Source organism: Mesorhizobium sp. M0500, assembly GCF_040321165.1.
In the GTDB taxonomy this organism is placed as follows: Bacteria; Pseudomonadota; Alphaproteobacteria; order Rhizobiales; family Rhizobiaceae; genus Mesorhizobium.
In genome coordinates this window covers 230,720-254,624 of record NZ_JAMYRB010000001.1, presented here as the reverse complement: position 1 = coordinate 254,624, position 23,905 = coordinate 230,720, and the positions used below count along the sequence as shown (strand labels likewise).

At 63.1% G+C, this 23,905-nt stretch carries 20 protein-coding genes; 10 read left to right on the top strand and 10 right to left on the bottom strand.

Features of this window, described 5'->3' with window-relative positions; all coding sequences use genetic code 11:
- Positions 1-218: 218 nt before the first annotated feature.
- The gene (gene fba / locus NKI70_RS01330) at positions 219-1,283 is read left to right on the top strand and encodes a class II fructose-bisphosphate aldolase (RefSeq protein WP_023676018.1); all 1,065 of its coding nucleotides are present in this window, start codon (positions 219-221) and stop codon (positions 1,281-1,283) included.
- Between the two features lie 47 nt (positions 1,284-1,330).
- Here fba and NKI70_RS01325 read toward each other — a convergent pair whose 3' ends face one another.
- From NKI70_RS01325 to NKI70_RS01280, 10 genes are all read right to left on the bottom strand, one after another.
- A complete protein-coding gene (locus NKI70_RS01325) occupies positions 1,331-2,269 on the bottom strand; it encodes a sugar phosphate isomerase/epimerase family protein (protein ID WP_352724303.1) in 939 nt (312 codons plus the stop codon).
- Positions 2,269-3,786: a glycerol-3-phosphate dehydrogenase gene (locus tag NKI70_RS01320; protein WP_352724010.1), complete on the bottom strand. Its 1,518-nt coding sequence runs from the start codon at positions 3,784-3,786 to the stop codon at positions 2,269-2,271. Before NKI70_RS01320 ends, NKI70_RS01325 begins: the two co-directional genes overlap by 1 nt.
- A 19-nt stretch (positions 3,787-3,805) precedes the next feature.
- On the bottom strand, positions 3,806-4,846 hold the full coding sequence (locus NKI70_RS01315) for a 2-hydroxyacid dehydrogenase (RefSeq protein WP_352724007.1): 1,041 nt from the start codon (positions 4,844-4,846) through the stop codon (positions 3,806-3,808).
- A 7-nt stretch (positions 4,847-4,853) separates the two neighbouring features.
- Complete coding sequence (locus tag NKI70_RS01310) at positions 4,854-6,416, bottom strand: FGGY-family carbohydrate kinase (RefSeq protein ID WP_023676022.1); 1,563 nt, start codon at positions 6,414-6,416, stop codon at positions 4,854-4,856.
- Entirely contained in the window at positions 6,416-7,540 is a 1,125-nt protein-coding gene (locus NKI70_RS01305; RefSeq protein WP_023676023.1) for an ABC transporter ATP-binding protein, read from the bottom strand. Before NKI70_RS01305 ends, NKI70_RS01310 begins: the two co-directional genes overlap by 1 nt.
- Complete coding sequence (locus NKI70_RS01300) at positions 7,537-8,655, bottom strand: ABC transporter ATP-binding protein (protein ID WP_023676024.1); 1,119 nt, start codon at positions 8,653-8,655, stop codon at positions 7,537-7,539. Before NKI70_RS01300 ends, NKI70_RS01305 begins: the two co-directional genes overlap by 4 nt.
- A 4-nt stretch (positions 8,656-8,659) precedes the next feature.
- Positions 8,660-9,517 (bottom strand): carbohydrate ABC transporter permease, encoded by an 858-nt coding sequence (locus NKI70_RS01295; protein WP_023676025.1) that lies wholly within the window; start codon positions 9,515-9,517, stop codon positions 8,660-8,662.
- 9 nt (positions 9,518-9,526) lie between these two features.
- Positions 9,527-10,450 (bottom strand): carbohydrate ABC transporter permease, encoded by a 924-nt coding sequence (locus NKI70_RS01290; protein ID WP_352697913.1) that lies wholly within the window; start codon positions 10,448-10,450, stop codon positions 9,527-9,529.
- Between the two features lie 152 nt (positions 10,451-10,602).
- Entirely contained in the window at positions 10,603-12,048 is a 1,446-nt protein-coding gene (locus tag NKI70_RS01285) for an ABC transporter substrate-binding protein (protein ID WP_023676027.1), read from the bottom strand.
- A 44-nt stretch (positions 12,049-12,092) separates the two neighbouring features.
- A complete protein-coding gene (locus NKI70_RS01280) occupies positions 12,093-13,067 on the bottom strand; it encodes a sugar-binding transcriptional regulator (RefSeq protein WP_023676028.1) in 975 nt (324 codons plus the stop codon).
- 228 nt (positions 13,068-13,295) lie between these two features.
- Here NKI70_RS01280 and NKI70_RS01275 point away from each other — a divergent pair, with 228 nt between their 5' ends.
- The 9 genes from NKI70_RS01275 (at position 13,296) to NKI70_RS01235 (ending at position 23,902) form a co-directional block, all read left to right on the top strand.
- Complete coding sequence (locus NKI70_RS01275) at positions 13,296-14,339, top strand: LacI family DNA-binding transcriptional regulator (protein ID WP_352697915.1); 1,044 nt, start codon at positions 13,296-13,298, stop codon at positions 14,337-14,339.
- Between the two features lie 36 nt (positions 14,340-14,375).
- On the top strand, positions 14,376-15,644 hold the full coding sequence (locus NKI70_RS01270; protein WP_352697917.1) for an ABC transporter substrate-binding protein: 1,269 nt from the start codon (positions 14,376-14,378) through the stop codon (positions 15,642-15,644).
- A 75-nt stretch (positions 15,645-15,719) separates the two neighbouring features.
- A complete protein-coding gene (locus tag NKI70_RS01265; RefSeq protein ID WP_352452410.1) occupies positions 15,720-16,565 on the top strand; it encodes a carbohydrate ABC transporter permease in 846 nt (281 codons plus the stop codon).
- On the top strand, positions 16,562-17,404 hold the full coding sequence (locus tag NKI70_RS01260; protein ID WP_023676032.1) for a carbohydrate ABC transporter permease: 843 nt from the start codon (positions 16,562-16,564) through the stop codon (positions 17,402-17,404). Before NKI70_RS01265 ends, NKI70_RS01260 begins: the two co-directional genes overlap by 4 nt.
- 21 nt (positions 17,405-17,425) lie before the next feature.
- Positions 17,426-18,466, top strand: coding sequence for an ABC transporter ATP-binding protein (locus NKI70_RS01255; RefSeq protein WP_352455248.1), 1,041 nt, complete (start codon positions 17,426-17,428; stop codon positions 18,464-18,466).
- A 32-nt stretch (positions 18,467-18,498) separates the two neighbouring features.
- Positions 18,499-19,779, top strand: coding sequence for an amylo-alpha-1,6-glucosidase (locus NKI70_RS01250; RefSeq protein WP_352634425.1), 1,281 nt, complete (start codon positions 18,499-18,501; stop codon positions 19,777-19,779).
- A 192-nt stretch (positions 19,780-19,971) separates the two neighbouring features.
- Positions 19,972-21,372, top strand: a complete 1,401-nt coding sequence (locus NKI70_RS01245; RefSeq protein ID WP_023676035.1) for an SWIM zinc finger family protein — start codon at positions 19,972-19,974, stop codon at positions 21,370-21,372.
- Positions 21,373-21,677: 305 nt separating this feature from the next.
- Positions 21,678-22,826, top strand: coding sequence for a DUF5691 domain-containing protein (locus tag NKI70_RS01240; RefSeq protein WP_352697919.1), 1,149 nt, complete (start codon positions 21,678-21,680; stop codon positions 22,824-22,826).
- A complete protein-coding gene (locus NKI70_RS01235) occupies positions 22,823-23,902 on the top strand; it encodes an ATP-binding protein (protein WP_352691221.1) in 1,080 nt (359 codons plus the stop codon). The genes NKI70_RS01240 and NKI70_RS01235 overlap by 4 nt, the downstream gene beginning before the upstream one ends.
- Positions 23,903-23,905 lie beyond the last annotated feature (3 nt).

Below are 23,905 nucleotides of genomic sequence, written 5' to 3'. Positions count from 1 at the left end.
ACAGCAAACGTCGCACAAGCCACCAAATTTTTTGTGATAATGTTATATCTCCATGGGATATCATGACGCTTCTGCTCGCGTCCTGTAACAAGAATTGCTGCCGGCCGAGCGCCCAGCGGTTGCGGTGCCGCGGAAATCCGGCCAGAAGCATCAGGGGCTCGACGACAACCGAACGGCCCGCAAACACTGGCTCGAAACCGGATACGGGAGACTACTGAGTGGCTCGCATCACACTGAGACAATTGCTCGATCATGCCGCCGAATACGGCTACGGCGTGCCTGCCTTCAACATGAACAATATGGAACAGGGCCTCGCCATCATGGAGGCAGCCGAGGAGACCAAATCGCCGGTTATCCTGCAGGCGAGCCGCGGCGCGCGAGCCTACGCCAACGATGTGGTGCTGGCCAAGCTGATCGACGCGCTGGTCGAAATCCATCCCGATATCCCGGTCTGCATGCATCTCGACCATGGCAACAACGAAGCGACCTGCGTCACCGCGATCCAGCACGGCTTCACCTCCGTGATGATGGACGGATCGCTGAGGGAAGACGGCAAGACGCCGGCCGACTACGCCTATAATTCCGGCATCACCCGCCGCGTCGTCGACATGGCGCATTGGGGCGGCGTCTCGGTGGAAGGCGAGATCGGCGTCCTTGGATCGCTTGAGATGGGCGGCGGCGAGCAGGAAGACGGCCATGGCGTCGAGGGCGTCATCAGCCACGACCAGCTGCTGACCGACCCGGTGCAGGCCGAACAATTCGTGCGCGACACCCGTGTCGATGCGCTGGCCGTCGCCATGGGCACCAGCCACGGCGCCTACAAGTTCAGCCGCAAGCCGGACGGCGCTGTGCTGGCCATGAACGTCATCGAGGAAATCCACCGCCGTCTGCCGAGCATGCATCTCGTCATGCACGGCTCGTCCTCGGTGCCAGAGGAGTTGCAGGAGATCATCAACAAATATGGCGGCCAGATGAAGCCGACATGGGGCGTGCCGGTCGAAGAGATCCAGCGCGGCATCAAGCACGGGGTGCGCAAGATCAATATCGATACCGACAACCGCATGGCGCTGACCGGCGCAATCCGCAAGGTGCTGACCGAGAACCCGAGCGAATTCGATCCGCGCAAATATCTGACGCCGGCAATGGCCGCGATGCGGAAGCTGTGCAAGGAGCGCTTCGAGCAGTTCGGCACCGCCGGCAACGCACCGAAGATCAAGCCGCTGCCGCTGTCGGAAATGGCCAAGCGCTACAAGTCCGGAAGCCTCGATCCGAAATTTGGCTGACGTATTCCGGTTCTGAGCAGGAGCTGCCTCAGCTCCTGCTCATCCGATCATGCTCGCGGCAAGAGATCGGCCCTGCCGGTCTCGATAAATGTTGCCCAGTAGTCGACCGACTCGCGGATCATGGCGATGACCTCGTGGTCGACGGGCTCGCGCTCGCGGAACGACAATTCCAGGCAGATCTCGTTGTCGACGCCGCCGCCGCGACGCACTGTCTGAAGGAGCTTTTCCGGCGTGATACGGCCGTCGTTGTTGTAGGTCGCAGTGAACGGCCAATGGCCGCCCTTGTTCATCGACGACTGCTTGACGTGGATGATCGGCGATTGCCTGGGAAAGGCTTCGGCCCAGGCATAAGGGTCGGTGTCCGCCGGATTGCTCGAGGTCACGTCGCCATGGTCGATGTCGACCATCATCTTGAGCGGGACGGCCATGCCGGCCGCTTCGATCTCGCGCTGCAGTGCCCGGCAGCTTTCGATCGTATGGCCGAATTCGCGGCCGACCGACATCGGCTCCCAGAACAGGTAGGTCAAGCCGGCTGCTTTGGCATGCTCGGCGACCTCGCGCCAGCATTCCAGCGCGATGTCGAAAAGCCGCGCGCGACGTTCAGGATTGTCGTAATCCCGGTGGGTGAAGATCGCGAATTGCGTGCCCATGCCCGCGGCGCCGAGCTCGGCCGAAACTTCTGAAAAGGTCTTGAACCAGTCGACGTAGTAGCGCCGCACGTCGGCATCGGGATGGCCGAAATGATTGAGCCGGCCGTAAGGGCCGGTCATCGCGGAGGTCACGCGCACACCGGTGCGGTTGAGCGCGGAGCGGAACAGGCGGACGAATTTGGCGATCGTCGCCGCCGGCCAGCCGGGATTGACGAATTCATGGGTGAGTTGGACGTCCCTGATACCGATCTGATAGGCGATCGCGTCGATCAGGTCGTCCGGCTCCGCAAAGCGGTTGACCAGCGGATTGGTGTTGAGCGAAAGCGTAAAGGCCATCAGCCGGCCTTTGCCAGCCGGCTCGAGCACCAGTCCTCGAAGGCGGTTCTTTCCGCGGCGGACAGATGCAGGCCGTGCTTGGTGCGCCTTTCGAGAATATCGGCGGCGGTCTCGGCCCATTCATGCTCGAACAGGTAATTGGCTTCGCGCTCGAAAAAATCCTTGCCGAAGCGCCGGCCCAGTTCGGCGAGCGAGGTGGCCGCGCCGACCAGATCGCGCGTCCTTGTGCCGTAGAGCCTGCCGTAATGCTTGACCAGCGATGCCGGCATCCAGGGAAATTCATGGCCGAGGTCGCCCAGAAACTGCTCGAAATCGGCATTGGCGATATCGCCGCCCGGCAGGTGCCCTTTCGAGGTCCACGGCTTGCCCATTTTCGGAAAGAACGGGGCGATACGGTCGAGCGCGTGCTCGGCCAATTTGCGGAAGGTGGTGATCTTGCCGCCGAAGACCGAAAGCAGCGGCGCCTGCCCAGCCGGTGCGTCGAGTTCGAATATGTAATCGCGGGTCACCGCGCTCGGATTGTCGGCATTGTCGTCATAGAGCGGCCTGACGCCGGAAAACGAGTAGACGACGTCGCTTCGTGCGAGCTGGCGCTTGAAGTAGCGATTGACTGCCTTGATCAGGTAATCGATCTCGCTCGCATCGGCGGTCACGTCCTCCGGCCGCCCGTCATAGGGAATGTCAGTGGTGCCGATCAGCGCCAGATCGTTCTGATAGGGATTGATGAAGATCACCCGCTTGTCGCTGTTCTGAACGAGATAGGCCTGCCGCCCTTCCCAGAATTTTGGCACGACGATGTGGCTGCCCTTGACCAGGCGCGCGTTGCGCCTGGAATTCTGGCCGGCGACGCGGTTGATGACGTCGTCGACCCAGGGTCCGGCGGCGTTGATCAGCGCCCGTGCCCGGACTGTGGTCCTGACGCCGGTTCGACCGTCGCGCATCTCGATCGACCACAGGCCGTTTTCGCGACGGGCGGCTATGCAGGCGGTGCGGGTGAATATCCTGGCTCCGCGCTCAGCGGCGTCGAGCGCGTCGATGACGACCAGGCGAGCGTCATCGACCCAGCAGTCAGAATATTCGAAGCCGCGCTTGAAGGCGTCCTTGATCGGCGCGCCTTCGGGCGCGGTGCGCAGGTCGAGCGTACGCGTGGCCGGCAGCCGCTTGCGGCCGCCAAGATGGTCGTAGAGGAACAGGCCGAGCCGGACCAGCCAGGCCGGCCGGTCATCGGGGCTGTGCGGCAGCACGAAGCGCATCGGCCAGATGATGTGCGGCGCGGATTCGAGCAGCACCTCGCGTTCGATCAGCGCCTCCCGCACCAAGCGGAACTCGTAATATTCGAGATAGCGCAAACCGCCATGAACGAGCTTTCCCGATCGCGAACTGGTGCCCTCGGCGAGATCGTCTTTTTCGCAAAGAATGACCGACAGCCCCCGGCCTGCCGCATCGCGCGCGATACCGGCGCCATTGACGCCGCCGCCGATGACGAAGAGGTCGACGATTTCGGTTTCACCGCTCATCTCGCTCTATGCCCTGTCGTCAGCATGGATTGACCGGAGGCAGACCGGCGATGAAGCGGCGCACTTCCTCGGCCGCCTGCTCGGCCGCGTAGGTCACGGTGCGTACCGACGCGCCGGCGATATGCGGCGTCAGCGTCACGTTCGGCAGTTGCAACAGCGGCCAGTCGGCAGGCACTGGCTCGACGGCGAACGTCTCCAGCATAGCACTGCCGATGTGTCCCGAGACGAGCGCCTCGTAGAGCGCATCGTAGTCGACCAGCGGTCCGCGCGCGGTATTGACGAAGATCAGGCCGGGCTTCATCCGGGCGATGGCGTCCTTGCCGATCAGGCCGCGCGTCTCCTCGGTGACCCGGGAATGCAGCGTGACCACATCGGAGCGCGATAGGAGATCGTCCAGCGCAACCAGTTCGACCCCGGCATTGCGGTCCTCGGCGTTCAATTGCACATAGGGATCGCAGACCAGGATGCGGCAGCCGAAGGCGCGCAGCAGCCGTACCAGCCTGGTGCCGATATTGCCGTAGCCGATGACGCCGACGGTCATTTCGTTGAGCTCGCGGCCGGTACGGTCGGCGCGGTAGAGATCGCCGCGCCACTCGCCCTTGCGCAAGGCTTCGTGGCCGACGCGGATCAGCCGCGTTTCGGCGAGAATGGCGCCGATGGTGAACTCGGCTACGGCGCTGGCATTGCGGCCGGGCACATTGACAACGGTAATGCCGTGGGCCTTGGCGGCGGCCATGTCGATGTTGATCGGTCCGCCGCGCGAGACCGCAACCAGCTTGAGCGTGGGCAGGCGCTGCATCATGCTTTCGGAGAGCGGCGCAAGCTGGGTGACGAAGATTTCGGCGTCGCCGATGAAATCCACCACCTCGTCGGGATCGCCGAAATACTCCTTGACCTTGTCCAGACCAAGCGCGGCATTGCCGAATTGCATCGGCTCGTCGGGCCAAGCGGTCTCAATGCTGCGGATGTCGAGATTGTCGCCGCAGGCCGCCTCGATTTTCTCGCGAAACACTTCCGGAAGCATGAAGCGGTCGCCGATGATCGCAATTTTCTTGGGCATGCTCTTCTCAATTCACGTCGGTTTGCCTGGACGCGGCCATCGAGCGCCAGACCGGCCGCAGCGCCTCATGCGCCAATGTGTAGGACGGAGCCATCGCCTCATAGGCAGCGGCAAGTTTCCGATCGCTGGGTTCGGCCGTACGGAGCAAAGGCGTGACCCATTCGCTGACGCAATCGTCCATCGATGCGTATTGGCCGACGCAGACCGCAGCAATCATTGCGGCGCCCGCAGCACCGGCCTCCTCGCGTTCGCTGGTGCGAATGTCGGCTCCGACCGCAGCACCCAGGATCTTGCGCAGAGCCGGGCTCCTGGCCGCTCCGCCGGTCAGGCGGATTTCCTTGGGCAGTGGCCCCATGGCGGCGTAGCAATCGCGTGCCGCGAAAGCCAGCCCCTCGAACACCGCGCGGACCATGTCGGCATAGCCGTGCCTGGACGAAATGCCGATGAAGCCGGCCCTGGCATTGGCATCGACGAACGGCCCGCGCTCGCCGGCCTCCGAGACATAGGGCTGGTAGAGCAGCGAGCCTGGCTCGGACGACGATATCCACTGGTCGACCAGCGCGATCATCTCGCCATTGGTCCGCGTAATACCTTGCGAGGCGAGAATGCCGGAGGCGAGGCCAAGGACCCAGTCGATATTGAGCGTTGCCGCCATGTTCGACTGCATCTGCGCAAAGACGCCGGGTGCCGGCATCGTCATCGTGTAGCCGGTTGCAGCCTCGTTGAGCAGAACCTCGTCCGGCGTTTCGGCAAGCCGCATATGCATTCCGGTGGAGCCGATGATCGAGCATCCCGGCTTGCGTTCGCGATCGAACAGGCCGGCGCCGAGCGCCGTGCAGGCGACATCGACATAGGCCAGAACGACCGGTGTGCCGGCGAGCAGGCCAGTCGCATCGGCTGCTGCCACCGACAGCGAGGTGCTTTGCCTGGTGCCATCGACGATGGGCGGCAACAGATGCCGGAGATCGGTGACGCCGAGTACCTCGAGCACATCATCGCAATAGCCGCGCGTGCGGAAGTCGCCGAAGGTGAAGGTGCCCTCGGACGGGTCGGTGGCGCGGTGGCCGGTCAACTTGAAATAGAGCCAGTCCTTGCAGTGGAACGCCGTCGCTGCATTGGCAAGCATCGCGGGCATGTGGCGCTTCATGAACACGAACTGCGATCCCTGCTGGCAGGCAGCGAGCCCGCTGCCGGTCTTTTCGAAGCGCAGCCGGTCCTCCGGCCGCGCGCGGATCTCCTCGACGACCGCGGCAGCGCGCGCGTCGAGCCACAGCCAGCCCTTGGCAACCGGCTCGCCATCCTTGTCGATCAGCCAGGTACCGTCGCCCTGCCCGGTCACGGCGATGGCAATGGTCCGGCTGGCGAGATCCGGCACCTTATCGGCAAGCTCGCGCAAGGTCGTCGCGGTATCGGCCCAGGTGCGTGTCAGGTCCTGCTCGGCGCCGCCGCCCGGCAGTGTCTCGTATTTATTGGGCAGCGCGGCGGACGCGATCTGCCTGCCCGCCGTGTCGAAGGCGACGGATTTTATGACAGACGTGCCGGCGTCGATGCCGATCAGCACATCCTGCATCAAGCAAGCTCCGTGCCGTGCGAAATGGCATTGCCGCTCGCCTGATCGAAGACGTGAAGGTTTTTCGGATCGATGCTGATCTTGATCGGCGCGCCAAGCTCCAAGCGGGTTCGGTCATGTTCGACCAGGACCAGCGAACCGCCGGCGAAATCGGCGGCGATATGGGTCTGGTCGCCGAGCCATTGATTGGCCGAAACCGTCGCCGGCACACCATCCTTCGAGCGGCGGACCGCATAGGGCCTGACGCCGATGACGACGCGCTGCCGGTTGAGCAATTCGTCGCGAACCGGGCCGCTGAACGCATCCTTGTCGTAGTCGAGCGAAAGCCCGTCGGGCAGCTTGAGACTGATCTTGCCGGCAGCCGTGCCGACATAGGCCTCGAAGACATTCATCGGCGGCTCGCCAACGAAGGTGCCGGTGAACAGGTTTGCCGGCCGCTCCTTGAGCCTGTCAGGCGTATCGAACTGCTGCAGCACGCCGCCCTCCATGACGGCGATGCGGTCGGCCAGCGCATTGGCCTCGGTCTGGTCGTGGGTGACCAGGATCGCGGTCAGGCCGCGCTCCTTGATGAAATGCTTGATGCGGCCGCGCAGCACGGCGCGAAGCTGCGGCTCGAGCTGGCCCATCGGCTCGTCCAGCAGATGCAGGTCGGCCTCGCGGATCAGCGCCCGGCCGAGGCTGGCGCGCTGCTGCTGGCCACCGGAGATCGAGCTCGGATAGCGCTCGAGAATGTCCTCGATCTCAAGCAACTTGGCGATATTGGCAACCTTTGCATCGACCGCACTCTTCGCCAGCCTGGCAGCCTTGAGGGCGAAGGCCATGTTCTCGCGCACGGTCAGCGGCGGATAGAGCGAATAGCCCTCGAAGGCCATCGCGACGTTGCGCTTGACCGGAGGCAGCATGTGCACTTTGCGGCCGGCAACCGAGATGCTACCGCGCGAGACCTCTTCGAAGCCTGCGATCATGCGCAACGTCGACGTCTTGCCGCAGCCGGACGAGCCGAGCAGCGCCACGATCTCGCCCTTGGCGATTTCCATCGTCAGGTTCTTGACGGCGTGCACGCCGCGATCAATCGGGCCGTAGAACTTGTCGACGCCCGAAACGGTGATTGCGCTCGGGCTCATGCCGCTTCTCCACTGCGCAAATTGACGACGTTTTTCGAGCCGATGCGCTCGCCGCTTGTGCGATCGAACAGCAGGGCGCTTTTGCTGTCGACGGCGATGTAGACCTTGCCCTCGGATTGGCCCGGTGTCCCGGACGGACGCGAAACCAGGATTTCACGGCCGCGCACGGTGCGCACCAGCGTGACGATCTTCTCGTTGAGCGGCGTCTCGGCCTCGACCGTCACCGGGATGGCGCCGGGCGTGCGTTCATCGACAAACGCCAGCGCCTCCGGCCGCAGCCCGATCACGCAGTCGCGGCCGACCGCCGCCTCATGCGCGCCGGCAAGATGGACCTGGACGTTGGACAGGCCGACATAGATGCCCTTGGCGTCCCGCGCCGGCTTGACGTCCAGAAGGTTGATGGTCGGGTCGCCGAACAGCCGGGCAATCTCGACGTTGGCCGGCTCGCGATAGATCTGCTCGGGCGTGCCGAGCTGTTTGACGACGCCCTGCGACATCACCGCGATGCGGTCGCCGAGCGCCATCGCTTCCTTGTAGTCCTGGGTGACATAGATGACGGTCGCGCCACGATCCGCCAGCAGTCTTGGCAATTCCAGCCGCATTTCGAAGCGCAATTTGGCATCGACGTTGCGCAAGGGATCATCGAGCAGCAGCAGCGGCGGCGAGCCGACCAGGGCGCGGGCAAGTGCGGTGCGTTGCTTCTGGCCGTTGGACAGCGCCCGTGGCTTGTGGCTGAGCACATGGCCGATTTTCAACAGCTTGGCGACGCTCTCGACGCCGGTCTTTATCGTGCCTTGCGATGAGTGCTTCGCCTGCAGCGGCGTCGCAATGTTATCGAACGCCGTCATATGCGGGAACAGCGCGAAGTTCTGAAATGCCATGCCGACGCCGCGGAACTCGGCGTCGAGATCGGTCATGTCCTCGCCGCCGATGAGTATCTTTCCCTCGTCGGGGTCGATGACGCCGGCCACCAGCCGCAGCAGCACGGTCTTGCCGGCGCCGGACGGCCCGAACAGGACCAGCGTTTCGCCGTCGGCGACGGTCAGCGACAGATTGTCGAGAACAGTCTGGCTTTTATAGCGCTTGACGATGTTTCGCAGTTCGAGGCTTGCCATCGGACTATCCTTTCACCGCGCCAAGCGACAGGCCTTCGACGAGATAGCGTTGCGCATAGAGCGCGAGCGCCAGCGTTGGCGTGATCGACAGCACGATCGCCGCCGAGATCTGGCCGTACTGGATGCCCGAGGAGGTGATGAAGGCGAGCGCGCCGACCGTCACCGGCTGCTTGTCGGCCGAGGCGAGCACCAGCGCAAAAACGAAATTGTTCCAGGCAAAGATGAAGGCGAGCAGACCGGCAGCGGCAATGCCTGGGCCGGCGAGCGGCAGCGCGATCTTGCGGAAGGTGGCAAACCAGGAATGTCCGGCAATGCGGTAGGCGTATTCGATGTCGGCGGGAATGTCCTCGAAATAGCCGCGCACGATCCACAGGATCAACGGCAGGCAGATCAGCTGATAGACCCAGATCAGCCCGATATAGGTGTTGGCCAGCCCGAGCTTCTGGAAATAGAGGGTGAGCGGCAGGAGCACCAGCAGCGCCGGCGCAAACCGGAACGACAGCAGCGTAAAGGCAATGTCCTCCGAGCCGCGGAATTTGTGCCGCGCAAAGGCGTAGGCCGCCGGAACGCCGAGCAGCAACGCGACGGCAACCGAGGTGACCGACAGGAAGACGGAATTCCAGAGGTTGCGCATGAAGGCGATATCGAGCGTGCCGGCCGCCGTCATCAGCTTGCCGGTGATCAAGGCAGTGTAGTTGGCGAGCGTCGGCTCGAAGACAAGCTGCGGCGGAATCCGCAGGATTGTCTCGTTGGTCTGGAACGACATCATCAGGATCCAGACGATCGGGAACATGAAGAAGATCACGACCAGCGCCAGGGCAATGCCGCGCAGGATGCGTTCGAGAAGCGAGGTGTGTTCCACGCCAGCCTCCTATGCCTGGCCGCGGGCGCGTTCGCGCAGCCGCAGCCAGTTCTTGATGAAAATGTTCGAGAGGAAATAGGTGATCGCCCACAGGATGATCATCAGTGCCGCCGAGCGGCCGACATTGGTCGACTGGAAGAAATTGAGATAGGCCTCGACCTGGAACACGGTCAGCGTGTCGCCCGGACCGCCCTGCGTCATGGCGTAGATGATGTCGAACTGCTGGATGGAATCAAGCAGGCGGAACAGGGTCGCCGTCAGGATGTAGGGGGTCAGCATCGGCAGTGTGATGCGGAAGAAGACGAAGCTGCGTGGCACGCCGTCGAGTGCTGCCGCCTCGAAGGGCTGCGTCGGCAGGCTGCGCAGGCCTGCAAGCAGCAGGATCATGATGAAGGGCGTGTAGACCCAAATGTCGACGAGCACGACGGTGAGCAGCGCCGTCGACGGAGACGAGGCCCAGCGGAAATCCTGCAACCCGATCAGGCTGGCGAGATAGCTGAGCACGCCGAAACCGGGATTGGTCATCAGCTTCCACATCAGCGCGGCGAGCGCCGGCGCCGTCATCAGCGGCATCAGCAGCATGATCGAGATGAAGTTGTTCAGCGTCGAGCGCTTCTGCAGCAGCATGGCGATGCCGAGACCGAGAAGCAGCTCGAGCACGACGGTGATGCCGGCGTAGAGCAGCGACACCTGCAACGTGTTCCAGAACTTCGGATCGGTGAAGAAAGAGATATAGTTGTCGCCCCAGTTGAACTGCCGCGCCCAGGGTTGGCTCAACCGGTAGCGCTGGAACGAATAGATCACCGACGTCAGGAACGGGATCAGGATGCCGATGCAGACCAGCAGGGCCGGCAGGCTGAGGAGATAGGGCAGCACCCGCTTGCTGATCCTGAAGCCCGACGGCCTGTTTCTTTGTATTGTCGCCGCAGTCATCGGCTGCTCCGTCATCCTGTTGCTTCGCCGTCCCGGCCGCCCAAGGGAGCAAGGCGGCCGGTCGGGCGAGCAGGCGGCACCTTTCGGGACCGCGTCGCAAACGTATCACATCTCAAAGGCTGGCCCGCGGACGGGTCAGCCTTGGCCGCGGCTTAGCCGAGCCCGGCTTCCTTGAGCTGGCTGTTGATGCTCTCGGCCAGCTTGTCGAGGCCCTCGTCGACCGGCACTTCCTTGGCCACCATCTTCTGCAGCGTCGCCGCCCATTCGGTGGTGAGATCGAAGAACAGCGGCTGCGGGGTGAACTTGATGCTGGCGCCCGGCGCCGAGACGTCGAACATCTCGACATAACCCGGATAGCTCTTGTTCAGCTTCTCGCGGAACATCTCGTCGTTCCAGACCGACTGACGAACCGGATTGACGAAGTCCATCTTGGTCGCACCGAACAATGCATGCTCGGGTCCGGATGCCCATTGCATGAAGTACCAGGTTGCGTCCTTGTCCTTGGAGAAGTTGGACATCGACAGCGACCAGATCCAGATATTGGGCGTCGGCGCCTTGGCGGCAGGATTGGCCTTGAATGCCGAAAAGGCGAGCTTGCCGGCCATCTTGTTGTCGCCGCCATTCATGAAGTAGCCAAGGATGTCGGCGTCGTAAATCATCGCCGAAGCACCTGCACCGAGATCGGTGCCGACCTGGTACCAGGTGTAGGTCGACCAGTCCTTCGGGCCGCTCTCCTGGATCATCTGGACCCACTGCTTGTGGAAAGCCTTGGATTCGGCGGTGTTCATCGCGGCCGACAGCTTGCCGTCAGCCGAGACGTTCAGGTCCTTCTGGTCGAAATTGGCGTAGGCCGACAGGAAGCCCGGGTGGATCGTTGCCCAGGAGCGCGAGCCGCGCACGCCGATGCCGTAGACGCCACCGCCGACGTCCTTGGTGAGCTTCGCCGCCGTAGCGACCATCTCATCCATATTGCCGGGAACGCTGACGCCGACCTTGTCGAACATGCCCTTGTTGTAGGTGATATTGTTCTGCTCGAAGCCCCACGGAATGCACCATTGCTTGGCGTCCGCCGAACCGAGCGCGCCGCCCGGCTGGCCGTTCCAGGCGCAGGAGTTCTTGACGCCTGGCAGGAAGTCGTCCCAGGCATATTTCGGGTTGGTCTTGGCCGGATCCTTGATCCATTCGTTGAGGTCGGTGATCCAGCCGGCCGGGCCGTAGGTCCAGGTCATGTAGGCGCCGGTCATGAAGGCATCGTATTCGGGCGAGCTGGCCGACAGCGCGGCGGTAACCTTGTCGAAATAGACGTCTTCCGGGAATACGTCATAGACGACTTCCATGCCGGTCAGCTTCTTGAAATTGTCGAGGTTGGCGATCATCGCATCGGCGTAAGGATGCTTGTTGAGCAACAGCTTGATGGTTTTGCCCTTATGCGCCTGCCAGTCGAAATCAGCCGCCAGGGCGCGGGTCTGCCCGAAATTGAGCAGTGTGCCGGCGGTGCTGGCGGCAAGGCCCATTGCACCGAGGCCCTTGATCAGCCCACGGCGGTCGACTTGTCCACGCAGGAATGCGTCGATGAGGTCTTTCTCTTTCTCATGCATTTCTCTTCTCCTCCACAGGGTAGTTTCAACGAAATGGTTCCCGGCTACCCGACCGGCGTCTGTTCCACGAGCGATCGCGCCGTCCGCTCGTCGGTTATCAAGCCTTTGAGATAACGGCCCTCCAGCACTGACTTGATGGCGCGAACCTTCACCTTGCCGCCGGCGACGGCGACAATCCTGCGGTTGCTGATGTCTTCGCGCGCCAGTGCCAGCGCCCGGTCGGAAAGCGTCGTCGCAACGGCCTTTCCGGCATCGTCGAAGAAATGGCCGAGCAGTTCGCCGACACCGCCGTTGCGGCGGATCTCCTCCATCTCGCCCTTCTCGATCATACCGGTGGCGACAAGCGAGGCCTCACGTTCGGCGGTGCCGATGCCGGCGATGAGCAAGTCGGCGGACTTGGCGAGGTCGAAGACATCGCTGACGCCTTTCTGCCCGAGCAACACTGTTCGATCCTCGACCGTGTTGGCGAACATCGGTACGGGCATCACATAGGCCTCCGCACCAGTCCGCTCGGCGACGCGGTGGATGACGTCATGCGGGTTGGCCGAGAACTTGCGCGTCAGGCCGCCAAGCAGCGAGACGAAACGGATCCTGCCGGCCGATATGCGCGGCAGATATTCCACGCAGGCGGCAAGCGTGCGGCCGTGGCCGACGCCGATCAGCGCCTCTTCGCCGCGTTCGATCTCGCGCTTAAGAAACTGCGCGCCAGCAATGCCGAGCGCCTTGAGCGGCAGGTCTTCGGCATCGAAGTCCGGAACCACCTCGCAGTAGTCGAGGCCGTACCGGCCGGACAACTCATCCTCAAGCTCCACGCATTCTGAGACTTCGCCGTCGATGTAGACTTTGACCAGGCCTTCCTGATTGGCCTTGGTGATCAGGCGATGCGCCTTGAGACTGGTCAGGCCAAGCCGTTTGGCGACCTCCGACTGGGTCAGGCCGCCGGCATAGTGAAGCCAGGCGGCACGGGCTGCCATTCCGGTCTCATCGTCGCGCAGCAGGCCGTTGCCAAAACCAACCATTTCCGCCCTTTGATATTTTTATCAGTTGCTGCAAAATTTTTCACAAGGCGTCGCCCGAGTCAAGCAACCGCTGCGTTTAAATCTCCGGCCAGAGAGCTTGCCGGCCGGGGCCGAATAGGGCCGTGCTAACCAACGGGCAAGAAACAACACCGACCGCGCGCTATTTAAAACGTTTGCAATTTCGCTTGAAGTGATTACAAACGTTTCAAACTTCGTTCGGGAGGAACGATGCCGGCCCGCGTTACCACCCTCAAGGAACTTGCTGCGCAGCTCGGCCTGTCGATTACCACCGTTTCGCGCGCCCTTGCCGGTCACGAGCAGATCGCCTTGAAAACGCGCCAACGTGTCACCGAGGCTGCGCATCAGGCCGGCTATGTGCCGAACACCGCAGCCCGCACGCTGGTCTCCGGCCGCAGCGGCTTTGTCGGCATGGTGCTTCCGATCCGCGGCCCCAATCTGGTCGATTCCTTCCTCGGCGAATTCGTCACCGGGCTCGGCGAAGGGTTGGTTTCGCACGGCTCCGACCTGATCCTGGCCGCAGCGGCGCAGGGCCAGTCGGAACTTTCCGTGCTTCGCCATGTCGTCGAATCCGGACGCGCCGATGGGGTCGTCGTCACCCGCATCGCCGAGGTCGACGAGCGGCTTGCCTATCTGCGTCACCGCAATTTCCCGTTCGTCGCGCATGGCCGGGTGCTCGACGGCGACTTTGCCTACCATTGGCTCGATACCGATGGCGCGCACGCATTCGGCGAGGCCTTCGACATGCTCTACGATCTCGGACACCGCCATTTCGGCCTGGTGACGATTTCCGAGCCGATGACATTTCGCCATCTCAGACAGGACGGGCTCGCCGCGGCGATCGCCCGCCGGGGCGATCCGTCCGTCAGGCTCGATGTGGCGACGGCGCCGCGTTTCGATCGCGGTGCCCGCATCCAGGCAATCATCCGGCTTCTGCACGCCACCGAGCGGCCGACGGCGATTGTCGCGCTGTTCGACGAGCTGGCGCTGACTGTGATGGAAGAGGCGGGGCGCGCCGGACTTGCCATTCCTCGCGACCTTTCGGTGATCGGCTTCGACAACATAGCCGCCTCCGCCTATGCGCCGCCGGGGCTGACCACTTTCGACGCCTCGATCCGCCGGTGCGCGCGCGAGATCGGCGAGATGCTGCTGACCGTCATCGGCGACAGGCCGGACGCGCCACTGACGCGGCTGGTCCGGCCGACACTTGTCTCGCGGGCAAGCCATGGCCCGGCACCCACAGGACGGAACTGACGCCTTAGCGGCGCACAACCAGGGAGGAAGACGACGATGAATGCGTTGAGGACATTGGCAGGTGCGGTGCTGGCGTTGTCGCTTGCTGCCGGCGCAGCACAAGCCCAGCAGGTGTTGTTCTGGTCGACACAGGCGCGACCAGTGGAAGAGACACAGAAGATGCGCAGCGAAGTGCTGAACGGGTTTGACGGCCAGGTCGACTATCAGGTCGCCGAGGACGGGCCCTGGCTTACCCGCCTTCAGGCCGAACTGCAGGCCGGTTCCGGCACCATAGGCGTGCTCGGCGGCCTGCACGGAGACTTCTCCACCGTCGGCGCGAACCTTGTCGATCTCTCTGGCATCGATCTCGGTCGCGTCAAGGTCAACGAGACCTACAAGAAGCTCGGTATGCTCGGCACCGGCGAGCAGAAGTACCTGCCATGGATGCAGGCCACCTTTCTGATGGCGGCCAACAAACAGGCGCTGCAATATCTGCCGGCCGGTACCGATCTCAACACCATCACTTATGACCAACTGATCGAGTGGGCGAAAAACATCGCTGAAAAGACCGGTTCGCCCAAATTCGGTTTTCCGGCCGGCCCGAAAGGGCTGAAGCACCGTTTCTTCGAGGGTTTTCTCCTTCCATCGTATACCGGCTCGATGGTGACGAAGTTCCGCTCGGCGGAGGCCGAGACGGCGTGGAACAAGTTCAAGGAATTGTGGCAATACACCAACCCGAATTCGACCAACTATGCCTTCATGCAGGAGCCGCTGCTGACCGGCGAAGTCTGGGTGGCATTCGATCACGTGGCGCGCCTCGCCGACGCCTTCAACCAGAAACCCGACGAGTTTGTCGCCTTCCCGGCGCCGGCTGGCCCGGCAGGCCGCGGCTACATGCCGGTGGTGGCCGGTGTCGCTATCCCGAAGACCTCGCCTGACATGGACAAGGCCAAGGCGCTGGTCGCCTATATGCTGAAACCGGAAACCCAGATCGCGACGCTGAAGGCGACAAACTTCTTTCCCATCGTCGACGTCAAGCTGCCCGACGAGATGCCGGCCTCGGTGAAGGCCTTCAGCCCAGTGATCGCCACCATGACCGGAGCTCCCGATGCGTTGCCGGCGCTGCTGCCGATGGGACTTGGCGGCCTCGGCGGCAAGTTCAATCAGATCTACACCGACAGCTTCGAGCGCATCGTGCTCGGCGGCGAGGATGTGCACGGCGTGCTCGACGAACAGGCGACGGCGCTGAAGGCGATCATCGACCAGGCAAAGGCGCCATGCTGGGCGCCCGACAAGCCCTCGCAAGGCGCCTGCCCGGTCGATTAAGAATCCTCCCGGGCGTCCGGATTTCCAGCGCGCCGGGCGCCCACCCCTTTTGAAGCTTCGAATAGAGAGCGCTCCATGCACAGCAAGGCCCTGCCCTATCTGCTGCTGACGCCGGCGACGCTGTTCCTCTGTGTCTTTTTCCTCTACCCGTTCGTGTTGGTCGCCTTCGAGGCGTTCACCCGCGACGGCGGCTTTACGCTCGACAATTTCCGCACCATGGCGGGCAGCTGGAAGTTTCCGGTCACTGTCCGCAATACGCTGCTGCTGAGCGCCATCGTCGTGCCGATCCAACTGGTGATGGCGCTGCTGATGGCAACGGTGGTGTCGCGGCTTGAAACCGGGCGCAGCGCTGCGCTTTACATCTTCGCTATTCCGCTCGGCATATCCGATCTCGCCGCCGGGCTGATCTGGCTCGCCATCTTCGACCAGTCCGGCTTCCTGAACACCTTGCTCTCCAATCTCGGCGTCATCGACAGGCCGGTTATGTTCCTCGGCTACCAGAGCAAGCTGACGATCTTCATCGCCGTGGCGCTGGCCGAGATCTGGCGCGCGACCGCCATCATGATGGTCATTCTGGTCGCAGGCATGGGGCTGATCCCCCGGGAATACTACGAGGCGGCGGAGGTTTTTGGCGCTAGCCCGTGGAAGCGCTTCATCAAGATCACGCTGCCTCTGCTGCGCCCAAGCCTGCAGACGGCGATCATCCTGCGCGTCATCCTTGCCTTTGAGGTCTTTGCCGTGGTTGCAGCACTCGGCGGCACCAATCTGCCGGTGCTGATGGGCGAGACCTACAATTGGCAGTTCACGCTGCAGGACCACAATGTCGCCGCCGCCATGGCGCTGTTCATCCTCGCCATCTCGATCGGCTTCACGCTGTTCTTCCTGCGGGTGCTGCGTGTGCCGAAGGAGACTCGCATATGAGCACTGTCGCGGAGCTCTCGATTGCCGCGCCTGAGGCCCGCAAAGCCGGCAACTGGTTGCTGGTCGCAACGGTCATCCTGCTTTGCGTCTGGGTGCTGCTGCCGATCTATCTGTTGATCGTCAACGCGCTGTCGTCGCCGGAAGAGGTGACCGCCTTTCCCAAGCGCTTCTTCCCGTCATTCGATTTCGGCAGCCTTTCTTTCTTCATCAATTTCGCCGGCGTCGCCAAGGCGCTGTGGAACTCCGTTCTCGTCGCCACGCTGACGATGCTCCTCTCGATCGGCTTCGGCGCACCCGCGGGCTACGCGCTGTCGCGCTTCGAATTCCCGGGCAAGGAAACGTTCCGTTTCCTTGTGCTGATGACCCGCGCCTTCCCGCTGCCGCTGCTGGCGCTGCCGCTGGCGGTGATGTTCATCCGCACCGGCCTCGACGACACCGCGATCGGGCTGGCGCTGGTCCACACCACGCTGGCGCTGCCGTTTGCGGTGCTGATCACCTTCTCGCTGTTCTCCGGCATTCCCGTCGAGCTGGAGGAGGCGGCCTGGACGCTCGGCTGCACGAGATTGCAGGCATTCCGAAAAGTCATTCTGCCGCTGGCGCTGCCGGGCATCGCGGCGTCGGCGGTGTTTGCCTTCACCATCTCCTGGAACGAGGTGTTTGCTGCCGCAGTGCTCACCATAGAGAACCGGACGCTGACCGCCTTCCTGTTGCAGAGCCTCGGCGAATCGCCGCTCTACCTCAAATTTGCCGGTGGCGCGGCACTGGTCATTCCGGCGCTGATCTTCATCTTCGCCGTTCGCAAATATCTGTTCGCCATGTGGGGGATCGCCAACCGATGACGCGCACAAAAGAGAACGCCGATGGCTGAGATCGTCATCAAGCAGGTGGCAAAACGTTTCGGCGGCTTCACCGCGCTGCATTCGATCGACCTGACCATCGCCGACCAGGAATTCATGGTGCTGCTTGGCGCCTCGGGTTGCGGCAAGACCACGCTGCTGAGGATCGTCGCCGGGCTGGAAACGCCAAGCCAGGGCGAGGTCTGGATCGGCGGCCGTCGCGTCGACCATCTGCCGCCGCGCGAACGCGGCATCGCTATGGTGTTCCAGAATTACGCCGTGTTTCCGCACCTGACGGTATTCGAGAATATCGCCTTCGGCCTGCGCATGAAGAAGCTGCCGCAGCAGGAGGTCGACGGGCGCGTCAACCGCACCGCCGAGCTCATGCATATCGAACAGCTTTTGAAGCGCTATTCGGGCCAGCTTTCCGGCGGTCAGCGCCAACGCGTGGCTGTGGCCCGGGCCCTGGCGATGGAGCCTGACGTGATCTTGATGGACGAGCCGCTGTCCAACCTAGACGCGCTGCTGCGGCTCGAAATGCGCGCCGAGCTCAAAGGTGTGCTCGCGGCGTCCAAGACCACCACCATCTACGTTACCCACGACCAGGTCGAGGCGATGAGCCTCGCCGACCGCATCGCCGTCATGCATCAGGGCCGTATCGTCCAGGCCGCCTCGCCGGTAGAGGTCTACCGCAATCCGGCGGCCCGCTTCGTCGGCTCCTTCATCGGCAACCCGCCGATGAATTTCATCCCGGCGACGAAGACGGCCGACGGCAGTTGGACCGTCGCCGGGCTGACGCTGCCCGGCCCCAAATCGGACAAGCAGACGATAGAATTCGCCATTCGCCCCGAGGATGTGGACGCCGGCAACGAAGGTATTAACGCCACCGTGCGCGTTGTCGAGCCGCTCGGACCGCACACGCTGGTCACCTGCGACGTCGAGGGCGGCCTGTTCCGCGCCATCCTCGAATCGAATGCCACGGTCGCCGTCGGCGATCACTTGCGGCTTTCGCCCAAACCCGATCGCATCCGCTGGTTCGATCCCGAAACCACCAACGCCCTTTGATCCCCTTCGATTCTGAAAGTACGAACGCCCCGATGATATCTCTTGCTGTCGACGAAACCATCGCCCGCGCCGTCGAGGTGCTCAGGGAAAATGACCAAGGCACCTATACCATACCGACCAAGGGGCTCTACCCGTTTCAGTGGAACTGGGATTCCTGCCTGACCGCGCTCGGCCTTGCCCACTATGACGAGGCGCGCGCCTGGACCGAGATCGACACGCTGTTCGCCCACCAATGGCCAGACGGCATGGTGCCGCACATCGTCTTCCATGTCTGGAGCGACGGCTATTTCCCCGGGCCGGAGGTCTGGCGAACCAACCGCCCGACTGCCACCTCCGGCATCACCCAGCCGGCGGTCGCCGGCTTTGCCGTGCGCCGCTTGTTCGACCAGGCCAAGGACAAGGCCCTGGCGGCCGAGCGCGCCCGCGCGCTGTTGCCGAAAATCGATGCCTGGCACCGCTGGTTCTACGAAAATCGCGACCCGGACGGCGAAGGGCTGGTCGCCATAATCCACCCATGGGAGTCCGGCCGCGACAACTCGATCGACTGGGACGAGGCGTTCGAGCGCGTGCCGACCGAAGGCGTCGAGCCCTACACCCGCCGCGACATCCTGCACGCCGATCCGGCGCATCGTCCAACCAAGGCACAGTATGACCGCTATGTCTGGCTGTTGCAGCATTTCCGCGGGCTTGGCTGGGATAATGCCCGGCTGCACGATGCCTCGCCATTCCAGGTCGTCGATCCCGGCTTCAACGCCATCCTGATCCGTTCCGCCGCCGACCTTGCCGATCTCGCCGAGGCACTTGGCGAAACCGAAATCGCAGAAGCCAATCGCGCCCGTGCCGAAAAGGGGCTTTCGGCAATGGAACGGCTGTGGAGCGACGCGCATGGCCAGTACATTTGTTTCGACCGAGTGGCCGGAAAGCATGTTGACAGCGCGTCGGTCGGCGGCATTCTGTCGGTATTTTCGGCCATCCCGGAAAGCCGGGCAGCGACCATCGCTGCAACGATCGAGCGCATCGCCGGCAAAGCGCGTTACATCGTCCCGTCGCACGATCCTGAGGATGGGCGCTTCGACCCAAAGCGCTACTGGCGCGGCCCGGTCTGGCTGGTGGTCAACTACATGATCGCCGACGGCCTTGCCGCCGCCGGCCACAGCCAAATCGCACAACGGATCACGCAATCCAGTCTCGAGCTGATCGCCGAGAGCGGTTTTGCCGAATATTACGATCCCCTCAGCGGCGAGCCGCTCGGCGGCAATCGCTTCACCTGGACCGCGGCAATGGTGATCGAGTTCCTGAAGGGCAGAGCCTGAACGCTTCCGCCTAGGCCGCCGGCTACCAAAGCCCGTTCTGTCTGCCGAATAACAGTCGACCCCATTTGCGTCTGAGGCATGTCCCGGCCCATCAAAACAGGGCCAAGGCATGCCAATCTTCACCGTGCCAGAGCTATAATAATTCTTCACAAACCGCTATCTATACTGCGTCGGGGCGGGGAGAAGCGCGGCTTGGAATTCGATCTGAAAACCATTGAGGCGCTTGCTCCCGATCAGGCGTCGCTGAGCGCCGCCTCCAAGCTCACCAAACGAACGAACTGGCCGCGGCTCGAAAAGCATGAGCAGCAGGCGCTCATCTGGGGCGAATGCCAGGGCTCCGGCTCCAATCCTTATCGAGTGGTGGTCGACACGGGTGATCACGGCTACAAATGCACCTGCCCTTCGCGCAAATTCCCATGCAAGCACACTCTGGCCCTGATGTGGATTGCCGCCACCGCGCCAGCCAGTTTTGCCGCTGCCAATACCACGCCGGAATGGGTGAATGACTGGCTTGGCCGACGCAGGAAGACAACGCCACAGCCGGCGCAACCGGTACCCGGTGCGGAAGCCAAGCGCATCGGCGAAGCCTCACAAGCCGACGAGAGCACCGCCATTGAAGACATCGCGGCGCTGGAGCGTCGCGAGGCGGCGCAGCGCAAGCGGGCGGAAAGCACACGAGAAGCAGTGTCGGCTGGGCTCGATGAGCTTGACCAGTGGATTGCCGACCAGTTACGGCTCGGTCTGTCCGGGTTTGTCGACGCCAGCAGCGACCGTTGCCGGCGGATTGCTGCGCGGCTGGTCGATATGAAGGCAGCCGCGCTCGCCGGCCGTATCGACGAGATTCCGTCGCGGCTGATGGCGCTGCGCAGCGAGGAACGGTCTGATGCGGCAATCCGCGAGCTCGGCAAGCTCGTGCTGCTGGCCAAGGCGTGGCGGTCGGAGCCCGACGACCCCGAGCTGAAGCGCCTCGTATCAACGTCGGAACCCCGCGAACAGGTTCTCAGCAGTCCGGATGCAAGACAGGTTGAAAGCCTCTGGGAAGTTCTCGGCGAGAAGATCGAGAGCCGCCGCGATGGTCTGGTCAGCCATTCGACCTGGCTGCTCGATTTGAAAAGCGCCACCCCGCAATTTGCCGTGCTGCTCGACTTTTTCCCGGCTTCGGCCGGGCGCCGGTCCAACGCTTTTGCACCAGGCGACCGTTTCAATGCCCGACTGGTGTTTTATCCATCACGCCTGCCGCTCCGCGCCCTCGTGGTGGAGCGCATGGGGGAGGTTGTGCCCGGCGCGTGGCCCGATTTTGCTTTTGGCACCGCGAAGGATCCGCTCGCCACGCATGCTTCCCATCAGGACGCCGCGCCCTGGATCGCCGATTGTCCCCTCATGCTGCCGCCCGGTGCTATCCTGCTCGACGATCGGGGCACGGCATGGTGGCAGGCGGAGGATGAACCGCAGGGGATCGCCTTGCCGATCGCCGGCGCGGTAGATCAAACCTTGCTCGGCCTCGACCTTGCAGCCACGGCAGCGCTCTGGAACGGCGCCCGGCTTGAGCTTCTGGCGGCGCAAAGCGAGTTCGGGAGGCTTGATCTGGCGTGAACGAAAGCGAGCAAACAGGCCTGGCGGCAATGCGCGATTGCTGGATCACCGGCGGTGCTACGTTCGATCTGGCTCCGGCCGGATGGAAGGCAATCGCCGGCGGTGCAAGTCCCGACGAACAGGAGCGCCGGCTCCTGGCAATCGCAGCACAAGCGCTCGACGTCGCGCTGCGGCCGGCCGCGCCGACGACACTCAAGCGTCGTCCGCCGCTGCCCAGACTTGCCCTGCCCATTCTGCCGGCACGATTTCGGCCGTTGTTGAGAGCCGCTCTGAAGCACGCCGCCGACGCGAGGCGAAAGGCACGCGTGGCGGCGCTCGTCGCCAGCCGCGGCTTTGTGCTCCATCCCATGGACTGGATGCCCTCGGATCAGAACAGCCCTGACGTCTACGCACCATGGGTAGACTGGCAAGCAAGCATGAACGGGGAAAGGCTTGCCCCACAAGAGAAACTGACTGCGGAAAACTGGGATGAGTTCTATCCCGCCGCGCGACGCTTGGCCCTTGCCGATATGCGCCGTACTGACCCGACATCGGCTCGAATGTTGATCGAAGCCAAGGCGTCGGGCGAACCGGCGGAAGTCAGACTTGCGCTGGTCGAGCTTATGCGCTTCGGCCTGAGTGCCGAGGACGTGCCTTTCCTGAAAAGCCTTTCCGCCGACAGGTCCGGCAAGGTGCGCGAACTGGCTGGCCGGCTGCTGGCAAGATTAGGAGAGCACGTTCGCCCGAGCGACGGTGGACCGGACGATCCCGTAGCCGAACTCGCCGCCTTTATCACTGAAGGCAGATCGGGCTTCATCCGCCGCCGGACGATCTACACTCCAGCAAAACTAAAATCCCAAGCGCAGGAGCAACGCCGCGCCGAACTGTTCGAGATATGCAACCTCGTCGAGGTTGCCGAACGGTTCAACACTACGGAAGCCGAATTCATAGGAGGCTGGCAATTCGGTGCCGACAATAAAGCCGACATCCTGATCGCACGAATGGTCGCCGCCTCAGGGAGCGAAGCCGCCCTTACGCAGATGGCGGATACACTTATCGCCGAAGGCGGCAAACCGGCGCTGTTCGTGCTTCACCTCATGCCGCGCCTGGACAGCCGCAGAAAGCGTGTCCTCATCAGGCTGATCCTCAAGGAGACAACTTATCTTGGCATGATCAACCTGGCGGAAGGCATCGATGTCGACTGGCTGGAATGGGACGACCTGACGAATGGACAGGCGCTCGCCGCACTGCGTTCCGCCGCCGGCGGAAAAGACGACGCCGCGCGGCGGGGTCTCGACGATGTACTGGAGACGATCGGCTTCCTTGCCACCGCGACCACGGCAGCGAAATTGATCGACGACATGGTCGCGGCGGGCGTGCCGCCCGCGGCTCCTTCACTCGGGCTTCTACGTCTCAACGCATCACTGGCGGGGCCTGGAACCAACACATCACCAATCCGGAGAACAGCAAAATGAACGCAGCCATCCGCCTCCCGGTCGAGCAGGCCTACGCTTCGGAATTGCAGGCGCTGGCGCGCGATGACGACCGGCAGAGGCCTGCCGGCTGGAGCCTGTCGCCACAGGCTGTGCTGACCTATTTGCTAGGCGGGAAGGCCGGTGACGGCACCTTGGTAACGCCAAAATATGTCGGTCGCCGCCGGTTGATGGAAACCGCGGTAGCGACGCTCGCCACCGACCGTGCACTCTTGCTGCTCGGCGTTCCCGGAACCGCCAAGTCCTGGGTGTCTGAACATCTTGCCGCCGCCATCATGGGCGACTCGACGCTGATCGTGCAGTGCACGGCCGGCACCGACGAGAACCAGATCCGCTATGGCTGGAACTATGCGCAGCTACTGGCAAAGGGCCCGAGCCAGGAAGCGTTGGTGCCGACGCCGCTCTACCGAGCCATGCAGAACGGCAAGCTCTGCCGGCTGGAGGAACTGACCCGCATGGGCTCAGACGTGCAGGACACGCTGATCACCGTGCTTTCCGAAAAGATGATGCCTATCCCGGAATTGAACACCTCGATCTACGCCCAGCGCGGCTTCAACATTATCGCCACGGCAAACAACCGCGACAAAGGTGTCAACGACCTCTCCTCGGCGCTCAAGCGTCGCTTCAATGTCGTGGTGCTGCCATTGCCGGAAGACATGGCCGAAGAGGTGGCGATCGTCTCCAAACGGGTCGACGAGATGGCTGGCGGACTAGACCTGCCGGTGCCGAAAAATGTCGGCGAGGAGATCGCCCGTGTGCTGACCATCTTCCGCGAATTGCGCTCCGGTGCGACTGCCGACGGCAAGGTGACGCTGAAGACGCCTTCCGGCTCGCTGTCGACCGCAGAAGCGATCGCCACGATGGTTGGCGGGCTCAGCCAGGCGGCGTGGTTCGACAGTGGCAAGCTCGGCGCCGAAGGTCTCGCCGCCAGCCTTGTCGGCGCGATCGTGAAGGATCCGGTGCAGGACAAGGTGGTGCTGGAGGAATATCTGGAAACAGTGCTCAAGAAGCGGGCCGACTATGCCGGCTATTACGCGGCGCTGAACGCAGCGATCTGACGC